Source organism: Sphingomonas hankookensis, assembly GCF_022664465.1.
GTDB lineage: Bacteria > Pseudomonadota > Alphaproteobacteria > Sphingomonadales > Sphingomonadaceae > Sphingomonas > Sphingomonas hankookensis.
On the sequence record NZ_JAKREV010000001.1, the window covers coordinates 397,774 to 410,428 of the forward strand.

General features: G+C 66.2%; 16 protein-coding genes and 1 tRNA gene. 10 read left to right on the plus strand and 7 right to left on the minus strand.

All coding sequences use genetic code 11. From position 1 onward, the window contains the following. Positions 1-62: 62 nt before the first annotated feature. A complete protein-coding gene (locus MF610_RS01715) occupies positions 63-1,031 on the plus strand; it encodes a glucokinase (RefSeq protein WP_242192382.1) in 969 nt (322 codons plus the stop codon). Next, complete coding sequence (eda, locus tag MF610_RS01720) at positions 1,028-1,636, plus strand: bifunctional 4-hydroxy-2-oxoglutarate aldolase/2-dehydro-3-deoxy-phosphogluconate aldolase (protein WP_242192383.1); 609 nt, start codon at positions 1,028-1,030, stop codon at positions 1,634-1,636. The genes MF610_RS01715 and eda overlap by 4 nt, the downstream gene beginning before the upstream one ends. Positions 1,637-1,860: 224 nt before the next feature. Here eda and mltG read toward each other — a convergent pair whose 3' ends face one another. From mltG to fabD, 7 genes are all read right to left on the minus strand, one after another. After that, a complete protein-coding gene (gene mltG, locus MF610_RS01725) occupies positions 1,861-2,829 on the minus strand; it encodes an endolytic transglycosylase MltG (RefSeq protein WP_242192384.1) in 969 nt (322 codons plus the stop codon). A gap of 4 nt (positions 2,830-2,833) precedes the next feature. Next, the gene (fabF, locus tag MF610_RS01730) at positions 2,834-4,090 is read right to left on the minus strand and encodes a beta-ketoacyl-ACP synthase II (protein WP_242192385.1); all 1,257 of its coding nucleotides are present in this window, start codon (positions 4,088-4,090) and stop codon (positions 2,834-2,836) included. Between the two features lie 115 nt (positions 4,091-4,205). After that, positions 4,206-4,442, minus strand: coding sequence for an acyl carrier protein (locus MF610_RS01735; protein ID WP_055760552.1), 237 nt, complete (start codon positions 4,440-4,442; stop codon positions 4,206-4,208). A 92-nt stretch (positions 4,443-4,534) separates the two neighbouring features. Then, the gene (locus MF610_RS01740; RefSeq protein WP_242192386.1) at positions 4,535-5,044 is read right to left on the minus strand and encodes a hypothetical protein; all 510 of its coding nucleotides are present in this window, start codon (positions 5,042-5,044) and stop codon (positions 4,535-4,537) included. Continuing rightward, positions 5,041-5,778, minus strand: coding sequence for a 3-oxoacyl-[acyl-carrier-protein] reductase (fabG, locus tag MF610_RS01745; protein WP_242192387.1), 738 nt, complete (start codon positions 5,776-5,778; stop codon positions 5,041-5,043). The genes MF610_RS01740 and fabG overlap by 4 nt, the downstream gene beginning before the upstream one ends. A gap of 3 nt (positions 5,779-5,781) precedes the next feature. Continuing rightward, positions 5,782-6,210, minus strand: a complete 429-nt coding sequence (locus tag MF610_RS01750; protein WP_242192388.1) for a GxxExxY protein — start codon at positions 6,208-6,210, stop codon at positions 5,782-5,784. A gap of 41 nt (positions 6,211-6,251) precedes the next feature. Continuing rightward, positions 6,252-7,187, minus strand: coding sequence for an ACP S-malonyltransferase (gene fabD, locus MF610_RS01755; RefSeq protein ID WP_242192389.1), 936 nt, complete (start codon positions 7,185-7,187; stop codon positions 6,252-6,254). A gap of 167 nt (positions 7,188-7,354) precedes the next feature. Here fabD and MF610_RS01760 point away from each other — a divergent pair, with 167 nt between their 5' ends. The 8 genes from MF610_RS01760 (at position 7,355) to MF610_RS01795 (ending at position 12,586) form a co-directional block, all read left to right on the plus strand. After that, positions 7,355-7,732, plus strand: a complete 378-nt coding sequence (locus tag MF610_RS01760; RefSeq protein WP_242192390.1) for an RcnB family protein — start codon at positions 7,355-7,357, stop codon at positions 7,730-7,732. A gap of 148 nt (positions 7,733-7,880) precedes the next feature. Then, positions 7,881-8,297 (plus strand): 30S ribosomal protein S6, encoded by a 417-nt coding sequence (gene rpsF / locus MF610_RS01765; RefSeq protein WP_055761007.1) that lies wholly within the window; start codon positions 7,881-7,883, stop codon positions 8,295-8,297. Positions 8,298-8,309: 12 nt separating this feature from the next. Then, positions 8,310-8,534 (plus strand): 30S ribosomal protein S18, encoded by a 225-nt coding sequence (rpsR, locus tag MF610_RS01770; protein ID WP_010543816.1) that lies wholly within the window; start codon positions 8,310-8,312, stop codon positions 8,532-8,534. Positions 8,535-8,546: 12 nt separating this feature from the next. Next, positions 8,547-9,140: a 50S ribosomal protein L9 gene (gene rplI, locus MF610_RS01775; protein WP_242192391.1), complete on the plus strand. Its 594-nt coding sequence runs from the start codon at positions 8,547-8,549 to the stop codon at positions 9,138-9,140. Positions 9,141-9,479: 339 nt separating this feature from the next. Next, positions 9,480-9,554 (plus strand) — tRNA-Glu (locus MF610_RS01780). A gap of 164 nt (positions 9,555-9,718) precedes the next feature. After that, positions 9,719-10,189, plus strand: a complete 471-nt coding sequence (locus MF610_RS01785) for a MerC domain-containing protein (RefSeq protein ID WP_242192392.1) — start codon at positions 9,719-9,721, stop codon at positions 10,187-10,189. 126 nt (positions 10,190-10,315) lie between these two features. Next, positions 10,316-11,422 carry an AI-2E family transporter gene (locus MF610_RS01790; RefSeq protein ID WP_242192393.1) on the plus strand — a complete coding sequence of 369 codons (1,107 nt, stop codon included), beginning with the start codon at positions 10,316-10,318 and terminating at the stop codon, positions 11,420-11,422. Positions 11,423-11,479: 57 nt separating this feature from the next. Continuing rightward, on the plus strand, positions 11,480-12,586 hold the full coding sequence (locus MF610_RS01795; RefSeq protein ID WP_242192394.1) for a Gfo/Idh/MocA family protein: 1,107 nt from the start codon (positions 11,480-11,482) through the stop codon (positions 12,584-12,586). Positions 12,587-12,655 lie beyond the last annotated feature (69 nt).

Genomic DNA, 12,655 nt, shown 5'->3' on the forward strand with positions numbered 1-12,655 from the left:
CGCGCGCGGCTCTGGATCCCCGCCCACGCGGGGATACGCAACCGGGACATAAGGGAGAGGTCATGGAAGTCGTTGCGGTAGATATTGGCGGCACCCACGCCCGCTTCGCGATCGCCCAGGTAGAGGACGGCCGCGTCGTCCATCTGGGCGAACCGATCACGCAGAAGGTCGCCGAACATGGCAGTCTGCAACTCGCATGGCGCGCGTTCGAACGCGATCTGGGCCGCCCCCTACCCCCCGCCGCCAGCCTCGCCGTCGCCTCGCCGGTCAACGACACGCTGATCAAGTTCACCAACAATCCGTGGATCATCCGCCCGCCGCTGATGAAGGAGCGGCTGGGGGTCGATACCTGGACGATCATCAACGATTTCGGCGCGGTCGGCCATGCCGTGGCGCAGGTCGCGGATGACGATTTCATCCATCTGTGCGGTCCCGAAGGCCCGCTGCCCGACAAGGGCGTCGTCACCATCTGCGGCCCCGGCACCGGCCTTGGCGTCGCGCAGCTGCTACGCACCGACGAGCGCTATCACGTACTGGAAACCGAGGGCGGGCATCAGGATTTCGCGCCGCTCGACGGGATCGAGGACGCGTTGCTCCGGCGCCTGCGCCGCGCCCATGGGCGCGGATCGACCGAGCGTGCCTGTGCCGGCCCGTCGATCGTCGCGTGGTACGAAACCCTTGCCGAGATCGAGGGCGTGTCGGTACCGCATAGCGACGACAAGACGATCTGGACCGCCGCGCTGGACGGTACCGACAGCATCGCCGTCGCCGCGCTCGACCGGTTCTGCCTGACGCTGGGTGCCGTTGCCGGCGACCTCGCGCTGGCGCACGGGGCAAAGGCGGTGGTGATCGCCGGTGGGCTCGGCCTGCGGCTGAAGGATCACCTGCTCGAATCCGGCTTCGGTACGCGCTTCACTTCGAAGGGGCGTTTCCAGCAGCTGATGGCCGGCATCTCGGTCAAGCTCATCACCCATCCCCAGCCCGGCCTGTTCGGGGCCGCAGCCGCATTCGCTCAGGAGCACGCACGATGACCGTCACCATTTCCGACATCATGCAAACCAGCCCGGTCATCCCGGTCCTCGTCGTCCACGACGCGGCCGACGCCCGGCCGATGGCCGAAGCGCTGGTGAAGGGCGGCCTGCGCGTCCTCGAAGTGACGCTGCGCACGCCCGCCGCGCTCGAAGCGATCGCCGAAATGAAAAAGGTCGAGGGCGCGATCGTCGGTGCCGGTACCGTCGTCAGCACCGAACAATTCCGGCAGGCGATGAACGCCGGCAGCGAATTCATCGTCTCGCCCGGCCTTACCGAAACGATCGGCCGCCCGATCATCGAAAGCGGCGTACCGTTCCTGCCGGGCATCGCCAACGCCGGCGACATCATGCGCGGGCTCGACCTCGGCCTCACCCACTTCAAATTCTTCCCGGCCGAGGCATCGGGCGGGCTCAAGGCACTGAAGGCGCTCGCCGCGCCCTTCTATCAGGCGAAGTTCTGCCCGACCGGCGGCATTACCGAAGCGACCGCACCCGAATGGCTGGCGTTCGATCCGGTGCTATGCGTCGGCGGCAGCTGGATCGTCGGCCCGACCCATGCCGAAACCGAAAGCCGGGCGCACGCGGCAAGCGGATTGCGCGCCTAAACTCCTCCCCATTTCATGGGGAGGGGGACCGTCCGGCAAAGCCGGATGGTGGAGGGGGAGCGCCACGAACGATACCGTGGCGTAGGCGGCTACCCCCCCCTCCACCATGCTGCGCATGGTCCCCTCCCCGCACCGGGGAGGATCCGGCTGGAACATCACCAGCCGTCACCCCGGCCCTGATCCGGGGTGACGACGGGGAGGGAACGCTGTCCCACCCCCGCACCCTACATCTCGCCGCGCGCCCGGCGCAGTTCATACCACTTCTTCACATTGGCATTATGCTCGGCCAGCGTATCGGCGAACACATGCCCGCCGGTGCCGTCCGCGACGAAATACAGCGCCTTCGTATCCGCCGGATCGAGCACCGCATCGATCGACGCCCGCCCGGGATTGGCGATCGGACCGACCGGCAGCCCGGCGGACGCATAGGTGTTATACCCGTTCTTCGCCTGCAACTCCGACTTGCGGATACGCCGGCCAAGCGGTTTTCCTTGGGTAATCGGATAGATGACCGTCGGATCAGCCTGCAACCGCATCCCCGTGCGCAGCCGGTTGGAATACACCGCGGCGACCATCCGCCGCTCCGACGCCTTGGCCGTTTCCTTCTCGACAATCGACGCGAGAATAATCGCCTCACGCGGCGTCTTCACCACCGCCGTCGCCTTCCGCTTCTTCCATGCCTCGGCCAGATAGCGGTCCATCGCCGTCTGCATCCGCTTGACCAGCACCGCGCGGTCGCCATCGCGTTCGTAGCTGTAGCTGTCGGGCAGAATGCTGCCCTCTGCCGGAAGCGGCGCGGTGCCCTCCATCTGCGGCGCCTTTGCCACCGCATCGCGTACCAGCACCGATGGCCAGCCTTCGGGCACCATCACGAAGCGTTGCAGCGTGCGGCCGCCTTGCAACAGCTTCAGCACGTCCGACTGCGAAATGCGCGGCGGCACGCGATATTCGCCGGCGCGGATCGGTTCGTCGTCGCCGAGGAAGCGCGCGTAGAGACGGAAGCGATCGGCGGAGCGGATCACCCCCGCCTTTTCCAGTTCGTCCGCCGCCGCCGACAGGCTGGCGCCCTGCGGCACCGTGACCGTCACGGTGCGCTTCGCCGGACCGGCCCCGCCCCAGCCCTGCATCACCACGAACAGCGCGCCGATGGCGAGCAGTCCGACGATCAGGCCGAAGCAACCGATCCGGCGCACGGGGTCAGATCGCCTTCATGACGAGCGACGCGTTGGTGCCGCCGAAGCCGAAGCTGTTGTTCAACACCGCGCGCACCGGCCGCTTCTTCGCGACGTGCGGGACCAGGTCGACGCCCTCGGTGCCCTCGTCGGGATTGTCGAGGTTCAGCGTCGGCGGCACGATCTGGTCGCGGAGCGCGAGGATGCAGAAGATACTCTCCACCGCACCCGCGCCGCCCAGCAGATGGCCGATCGCCGACTTGGTGCTGGACATCGACGCACCCGACAGGTCGTCGCCGAACACACGCTTGGCCGCAGCGAGTTCGATCGTGTCGGCCATGGTCGAGGTGCCGTGCGCGTTGATATAGTCGATGTCCGACGGCTCCATCCCCGCCTTGCGCAGCGCCATGCGCATTGCATTCTCGGCGCCCTTGCCCTCGGGGTGCGGCGCGGTGACGTGATAGGCATCACCCGACAGGCCGTAGCCGACGACTTCGGCATAGATCTTCGCACCGCGCGCCTTGGCGTGCTCATATTCCTCGAGCACGACCACGCCCGCGCCTTCGCCCATCACGAAGCCGTCGCGGTCCTTGTCATAGGGGCGGCTGGCCTCGGTCGGGCGGTCGTTCATGCTCATGTTGAGCGCACGCGCCTGCGCGAAGCCGGCGACGCCCAGCGGGTTGACCGTGCTTTCGGCACCGCCCGCCAGCATGACGTCGGCATCGTCGTCGCGGATCATCCGCGCCGCATCGCCGATCGAATGGGCGCCGGTCGAACATGCGGTCACGACCGAGTGGTTCGGACCCATCAGGCCGTACTTGATCGACACCTGCCCGCTGATCAGGTTGATCAGGCGGCCATGGACGAAATGCGGGCTGACCCGGCCGGGACCGCGTTCGTGCAGATTGACCGATTCGATCTCGATCCCCGGCAGGCCACCGATCCCCGATCCGATCGAGACACCGGCGCGCAGCCGCTGTTCCTCGGTCATGTCGGTCAGGCCGGCGTCTTCGAGCGCCTGTCCGGCGGCGTCGATGCCATAGACGATGAACGGATCGACCTGTCGCTGAACCTTGTGGTCGACGCGCTTGTTCGGATCGAAGCCATATTCATGGTCCGCCGGCTTCACCTCGCACGCGATTTGGCACTTCTGGTTCGACGCATCGAAATGCGTGATCGGCCCCGCCCCCGACTTGCCGGCGATCAGGTTCTTCCAGGCGGTTTCCACCTCGGCACCCAGCGGGGTCACGAGGCCGAGGCCGGTCACGACTACGCGGCGCATGGCATTCTCTCCGTTCAGATACGTAACGAACGACCCCCCGCCCATGGCTGTTCGCCGGGACGGGGGGCCGTGAAATCCTGGCAGTCGGCAGGGCGGCGGGGCCGCCCCGGCCGGATCAGCCCTTGTGCTCGTCGATATAGGTGATCGCGTCCTTGACGGTCGTGATCTTCTCGGCGGCATCGTCGGGGATCTCGACGCCGAATTCTTCCTCGAACGCCATGACCAGCTCGACGATGTCGAGGCTGTCGGCGCCCAGATCGTCGATGAAGCTCGCGTCTTCGGTAACCTTTTCCGCTTCGACGCCGAGATGCTCGACGACGATCTTCTTAACGCGTTCGGCGGTCTCGCTCATATGCATTCCCTCTTCACATTCGGGGTGTTTCTTACCTGAATGCCCCTAAAGCGCGTCCGCTCCTTGCGCAAGTGCGCGGGTACGGACGTAAATTAACCCTTGGCGGCGAACAAGCGGGCCAGCGTGGCGGCGTTGAAGGCATAGCCGCCCATCAACCGCTGCAACCGCGTATCGGCCTTGTTCGATCCCGCCAGCCCCATCATCCCTTGCATGAACGCGTCGACCTCGGGCGTCTGCTTGCGCGCGAGGAAGGCGTTCAGGACGGCGGGCGACGTCTGGCTGAGGCGGCGGTTGACCGCGACCGGATCGACGCCCTTGGCCGACAGGCCCGATGCCAGCGCCTCGACCGCAATGCTGGTGACGACGACGTCGCCGGCGCGCGTATCCGCCTTCCCCGTACCGGGGTGGCAGGTCGCAGCGTGGCGGCGCGTGGTCTTGACCAGAGTCTCGGTCGCGGGCGTCGGCTTCTTGCCCTCCAGCACGCCGACGATCATCCCCTGCTGGAGCTTCGCCAGATCGCCCTTGGGCAGCTTCGCCACGGCGCACCTGACGACATTGGCATCGCCCGCGGCCAGCATCGCCGCCATCAGCATCATGCTCATATCATCGCCATCCCGCCGTTCACATGGATCGTCTGGCCGGTCACGTAACCCGCCTCCCGACTGGCGAGATAGGCGACGGCGGCGGCGACGTCACCGCCCGTGCCCAACGCCCCGGCCGGAATCTTGCCCAGCAGGGCGGTTTTCTGCGCGTCGGGCAGCACATCGGTCATCGCGGAGGCCATGAAGCCGGGTGCGACGCAGTTGACGGTGATGCCCCGGCTGGCGAGTTCGGCGGCCAGCGCCTTCGACATGCCGACCAGGCCGGCCTTCGACGCGGCATAGTTGGCCTGCCCCGGATTGCCGGTCTGCCCGACGACAGAGGTGATCGACACGATCCGGCCGAAGCGCGCCTTCATCATCGGCTTGGCGGCGGCACGGCACAGGCGGAACGCGGCTTCCAGGTTGACGCGGATCACCTGATCCCACTCATCATCCTTCATCCGCATGGCGAGGTTGTCGCGGGTGACGCCGGCGTTGTTGACGAGGATATCGAGCTTGCCGAGCGCGGCCACCGCCTGCGGCACCAGCGCATCGACCGCGGCACCGTCGGACAGGTCGCAGACGAGCGGCACATGGTCCCCGCCGAGTTCAACGGCGAACGCCTCCAGCTTGGCGGCATTGGAGCCGGACAGTGCAAGGCGCGCGCCCTGCGCGGCGAGGCCCTTCGCAATCGCCGAACCCAGGCCGCCGCTGGCGCCGGTTACTAGGGCGGTCATTCCCGTTAGGTCGAACATTGGTCAGTCTTCCTGATTTTGATTCACGCGAAGGCGCGAAGACGCGGAGGGGCGGTAGTCATTGACGATCCGGCGCAGCCCCTCCTTGAGCGTTTCGCCACCGAAGTTGAGAAGCAGCCCGATGGGCTGCTTAGTAAGACGGAGATAGGTCAGCAGTTGCTTTGCGTGAACGGCGCTCAGCCGTTCGACAGATTTGACCTCGACCAATATCATCCCATCGACGATAAGGTCGATCCGAAACGCAGCGTCAAACCGAATGCCATCGAACATTACGTCGACCGGATGTTGGCGAACGACGTCATACCCCATCGCGGCTAGCCGACCGGCAAGTAGCATCTCATAGACGCTTTCAAGCAGCCCCGGTCGCAATTCACGGTGCAGGCGCAGTGCAACGTCGATGATGTCGCGGCAGACATCCTTACGATCCCTCATCTTCGTGCCTCCGCGCCTTCGCGTGAAATCGAATCCTTAACCTACAACCGCCCCACCAACACCTCGATATCGGCCATCGTCACCACGCTGGTCGCGTTCGCGTCCGGGGCGATGCGCTTGACCATTGCGCCCAGCACCTTGCCGCCCAGCTCGACGAAGTCGCTGACCCCCACATCCTGCATCGCCAGCACCGATTCCCGCCACCGGACCATGCCGGTCACCTGCTCGACCAGCAGTGCGCGGATCCCCTCGGGATCGGCGACCGGAGCAGCGGTGACATTGGCGTAGACCGGCACGACCGGCGCCGACAGCACCACATCGGCGAGCGCGGCGGCCATCGCGTCGGCCGCGGGCTGCATCATCGGGCAGTGGAACGGCGCCGATACCGGCAGCACGACCGCGCGCTTGATCCCCATTTCCTTGGCCAGCGGCACCGCGCGGTCGATCGCGGCCTTTGCGCCCGAGATCACGACCTGCGACGGGTCGTTATCGTTGGCGACGGTGCAGACTTCGCCCTCGGCAGCCGCATCGGCCAGCGCCTGCGCCTTGGTCAGGTCGGCACCGAGCAGGGCGGCCATCCCCCCCTCGCCCACCGGCACCGCCGCCTGCATCGCCTGCCCGCGCAGCTTCAGCAGCCGCGCGGTGGTCGACAGGTCGAGCGCGCCCGCCGCACACAAAGCGGTATATTCGCCCAGCGAATGGCCCGCGACGAAATCGGCCTTGTCGGACAGCCGGATACCGCCCTCCCGTTCCAGCACGCGCAGCGTCGCGATGGCGTTCGCCATGATCGCCGGCTGCGCATTTTCGGTCAGCAGCAGCTCGGCATCGGGGCCGTCGGCCATCAGGCGGAACAGGTTCTGGCCCAGCGCCTCGTCGACCTCCTGGAACACTTCGCGGGCATGGGGGCTGGCCGCGGCCAGTGCGGCACCCATGCCGACCGATTGACTGCCCTGCCCCGGAAAGATGAATGCGCGCATCGCCGACGTCTCCTGCAAATCCACGCCGCGCGGGGTAGTCGTTTGCCCAAGCTGAACGCAAGAGGGCGCGTCGCGACACGCTGCGACCATTTCGGCGCACGCCTGACAAACCCGCGATACAGCCGGTCCCCATCTTGGTCTCAACGGCAACACACAGGAGACCCAAGATGAAGAAGCTGATCCTCGCCGCGATGACCGCATCGCTGCTCGCGACCCCGATGGCCGCATCGGCGCAAAGCCGTACCGTTATCAAGGAGCGCCCCGGCCGGACCGTGGTGGTCGAGAAGAATCGTCACGGCCAGAACGTCCGCAAGACCGTCGTCCGGCAACAGCCGGTGCGCTACGCCAAGTGGCAGCGCGGGCAGCGGTTCGACCGCAATCGCGCCCCGAACTATCGCCAGATCGACTATCGTGCCTATCGCCAGCGCGGCGTCTATGCACCCCCGCGCGGCTATCAGTGGGTGCGTTCGGGCAACGACGCGGTGCTGATCGCGATCGCCAGCGGCGTGATCGGCGCGGTGATCGGTGGCGCGATCGCGAACTGAGCTTGCATCTTTCCCGGTTTCGGGTAAGTGCGACGACCTCCGGGGTGGCGGGCATGTCCTGTCGCCCCGGACTGCATTTGAAGACGACAGCCGGAGGGGCTCCGCGACAGGCGCGGCGTCAGCGATCGGCCAACAGACGAGAAAGAATATGGCTCTCTACGAGCACGTGTTCCTTGCGCGCCAGGATCTGGCACAGGCGCAGGTGGACGCGCTGGCGGAAACCGCCACCAAGATCGTTCAGGACATGAACGGCAAGGTCGTCAAGACCGAAACCTGGGGCTTGCGCAGCCTCGCCTATCGCATCGCGAAGAACCGCAAGGCGCATTACGTCATGCTCGAAATCGACGCGCCGGGCGACGTCGTTGCCGAGCTGGAGCGCCAGACGCAGATCAACGAAGACGTGATCCGCTTCATGACCGTCAAGGTTGACGGCCACGAGGAAGGTCCGACCGTGATGATGCGCAAGAGCGAGCGTTCGGAGCGTGGCGACCGTCGTGGTGGCCGTGATCGTGACGACCGTGGTCCGCGCCGCGAGCGCGAGCCGTCGGCCGAAGTCGAAGCGTAAGGAGCAGCACCCATGGCACGTCCGTTTTTCCGCCGCCGCAAGAGCTGCCCCTTCTCCGCGAAGGATGCTCCCCGGATCGACTATAAGGATGTTCGTCTGCTGCAGGGCTTCGTGTCCGAACGCGGCAAGATCGTCCCGTCGCGCATCACCTCGGTGAGCGCGAAGAAGCAGCGCGAACTGGCCCAGGCCATCAAGCGCGCCCGCCATCTGGGCCTGCTGCCCTACATCGTTAAGTAAGGAGCGCCCGACATGGACGTCATTCTGCTGGAACGCGTCGAGAAGCTCGGCGCCATCGGCGACGTGGTGAAGGTGAAGGACGGGTTCGCCCGCAACTTCCTGCTGCCGCGCAAGAAGGCGCTGCGCGCCAACGAAGCCAACAAGAAGGTGTTCGAGGCGAACCGCGAGCGGATCGTCGCCGACAACGCCGCCCGTCGCACCGACGCGGAGACCGAGGCCAAGACGCTCGAGGGCGTTTCGGTTACGCTGATCCGTCAGTCGTCGAACACCGGTCAGCTCTACGGTTCGGTCGCGGTGCGCGATCTGGTCGACGCGCTGGTCGCCGACGGCCATAAGGTCGACAAGTCGCAGATCGCGCTCGATCGTCCGATCAAGGCGATCGGCCTGCACGAGGTGAAGGTCTCGCTGCACCCGGAAGTCGCCGTGACCGTCAAGGTCAACGTCGCCCGTTCGCCGGAAGAAGCCGAGATGCAGGCGCAGGGCGTCGACGTCATGGCGTCGATGTTCGAGCGTGACGATGCCGGCTTCACCGAGGATTACGATCCCAACGCCGAACCGGGCGACATCGCTCGCGACGACGCGAACGAGGAAGAAGCGCAGGGCTGAAGCCCCGCCGCGTTCGACCAAGCGAAAGGCCGCCGGAGCGATCCGGCGGCCTTTTTCGTTTGGCTGTGATTAGCGGTCGGCGCGGACCGTCAGGGACAGGTCACGCACGCCCCGATCACGGCGGCCAGCGGGATCAGCGACAGGATGACGGGAAGTGCCTTGGCCATTGGGAACGCCCTGCATTACTTGGTTCGAGCCCTTCAAAGCACGGCAAAATAAAAGGTTTCATTTTGCTGAACGGTATACGTTCGGTTTTGCAACCTGCCCGAGTGCCGGGCGGTACAAGCGACGCGCTTGACGACACTTTGTTTGGGGCGTAGGAGCGCCCCTCCCGCCAATGGCCCCTTCGTCTAGCGGTTAGGACGTCGCCCTCTCACGGCGAAAACACGAGTTCGATTCTCGTAGGGGTCACCATCCTTCGATGGTTCTGCCGAGCGCGATCCGCGGTCGCGGCACTTGCGGATCTGCCACCTACATTCGATTCTGGTCGCAACGCGCATATTCTTTTGCGCTGCGGGGTTGCAGCGACAATCTGCGCACTTACAATGATACAACATATCATTATAGGTCGTCCTGCCATGCCCAGTGCCCCGCCTCACGCCGTCCAGCCGCCCGTCCTCGACAAGCGCCAGCGCCTGCTCGACGGGTTCGCCGTCACTGCATCGCTGCTGTGCCTGATCCATTGCCTGCTCCTGCCGTTGCTGCTGATCGCCATTCCCGTCCTGGCGACCATGCTGGTCGTGCCCGAGGCGTTTCACGCGGTGGCGTTCGCCATCGCCGTGCCGACCAGTCTGTTGGCGCTGGGGGCAGGCTATGCCCGACATGGCCGGCCGGCACCGGCGATGCTCGCAGCCGTTGCGCTGGGCCTGCTCGGGATCGGGGCGTTCGCGATCGATAGCGAGACGGCCGAGCGGATCGTGACCTCGTCCGGTGCCGTGCTGCTGGCGGCGGCGCATCTGCTGAACTGGCGCGGCGCGGCGCATCGCCCGGTTGCCCGCAACGGATCGGTAGCGACCGGATTAGCGGTCCGGGGGCCGTGGCGGGACTGATCGCCCAAGTAATTCGGACTATCGACGCGGCGGTAGGGAGCATAGAACGTCGTGCGGCGTTTCGCCCCCGCAACGATAACCGCCCGGCAGCCCCGCCGGCCCGTTCCGAAACCGAGGCTGTCCAGCATGCCCATCGTCCGTCAGCGCGTCGAATCCGGCGGATTCATCCTGTTCCTCGCGCTTGTCACCATCGCGCTCACGCTGGTCGTGTCGAGCTTCGTCGGCGCATTGCTATGGGCGGCACTGGCGGCGTTGCTGTTCCAGCCCCTGTTCCAGCGGCTGCTGCGCTGGCGTCCGGGACAGCGCAACCTGGTGGCGGCGCTGACCCTGCTGATCATCACCGTCGCGGTCGTCATCCCGGCGCTGATCATCGCCAGCATGGTCATCGACCAGGCGGCGGGCGTCTATGGACAGTTGCGCACCGGACAGATCAATTTCGCGACCTATTTCGAACAGGTCCATAACGCATTGCCGTCCCGCATCCAGCGGGCGATCGACAGCGCGGGCTTCGGCAGCTTCGAACGCGCCCAGACGAAGATTTCGCAGGCGGTCGGCTCCAGCGCCAGCGTGCTGGCCCGCAGCGCATTGTCGATCGGCGCCAATGCCGCCGCATTCCTGCTGGCATTCGGCGTCGGCCTGTACGTCACCTACTTCCTGCTGCGCGACGGCGACCGCATCGGGCCGTCGGTCGTCCGCGCGCTGCCGCTCGAACCCGCGGTCGCGCGTCGGCTGTCGGACAAGTTCGTGGCGGTGGTTCGCGCCACGATCAAGGGGTCGGGTGTCGTCGCACTGGTGCAGGGCGCACTGGGCGCGATCACCTTCTGGATCGTCGGCCTGCCCGCCGCCCTGCTATGGGGGGTGGTGATGGCGATCGTCGCGCTGCTGCCCGCGGTCGGCCCGGCGCTGATCTGGACGCCGGTCGCGATCTACCTGCTGGCGACCGGTGCGATCTGGCAGGGGGTCGTCGTGATCCTGTCGGGCGTGCTGGTGATCGGTCTGGCCGACAATATCCTGCGGCCGGTGCTGGTCGGGCGCGATACCGGGCTGCCCGACTGGCTGGTGCTGGTGACGACGCTGGGCGGGATCGACCTGATGGGGTTGAGCGGTATCGTCGTCGGCCCGGTCGCCGGCGCGCTGTTCCTGACCGGGTGGCAGGTGCTGACCGAACAGCGCCGGTTGCGCGCGGCGGACGACGGGACGGTCGAGGCAGAAGGCGTGGAATCAACCACATAGCTTGAACGTAGCGCCGCCCCACGGCATCCTGTTACCGCAACTGCCGGAGACGCCGCCATGGAACTTGCCCGCCGCGACCTGATCCTGGGCGCCGCCGCGCTCTCGCTCGCCTCCAGCGCGCGGGTACTCGCCTCCGACGACCGACCGCTGGGCTATGCCATTGTCGGGCTGGGCAATTATGGGCTCGGGCGGATCATTCCCGAATTTGCCAATTGCCGCCATAGCCGGTTGGCGGCGGTGGTCAGCGGCGATCCGGCCAAGGCGGCGAAGGTCGCGGCCGACCACAAACTGCCGGCCCGCTCGATCTATTCCTATCGCGACTTCGACCGCATCCGCGACAATCCAGAGGTCGACATCGTCTATGTCTGCCTGCCCAATTCGATGCATGCCGAATTTTCGATCCGCGCGGCGCGGGCGGGCAAGCATGCGCTGTGCGAGAAACCGATGGCGATCTCGGTCGCCGAATGCGAGGCGATGATCGCCGCATCGCGCAAGGCCGACCGCCAGTTGATGATCGGGTATCGCTGCCATTTCGAGCCGTATAATCTGGAGGCGATGCGACTGGCGCGCAGCGGGGCGGCGGGGAAGATTCGCTATGTCCGGTCGGAACATGGCTTCGTCGCGGGCGATCCGAACGCGTGGCGGCTGAAGCGCGCGCTGTCGGGCGGCGGGTCGCTGATGGACATGGGCATCTACAGCTTGCAGGCGGCGCGCTACATGACCGGCGAGGAGCCGGTCGCCGTCACCGCGCGTGAATCGACCAACCGCCGCGATCCGCGCTTTCGCGAGGTCGAGGACATGATCGACTGGACGCTGGAATTTCCGTCCGGGGCGCTCGGCAGTTGCCAGTCGATGTACAGCGCCAACCAGAACCATATCCTGCTGATGGGTGACAAGGGGCGGATCGAGCTGGAGCCCGCGACCGGCTATTCCGGGCAGAAGATGTGGCTCGGCAAAAATGGTCGTGACCAGGTCGTGACGCCGCCGCCGGGGCCGGGCAAGACCCAGTTCGCCGGGCAGCTCGACCATATGTCGCAATGTGCCGCAAATGGCCGCACGCCGATCGTGTCGGGCGAAGAGGGTTTGCGCGACATGCGGATCATCGAGGCGATCTATCGCTCCGCGCGGGAAGGCCGCACCATTCGGCTCGACGGGCGGGCATAGTTCACTCGGGTTGCAACGAACGTCATCCCAGCGAAGGCTGGGATCTCCCGGTAATCGCACGGGGCAAGA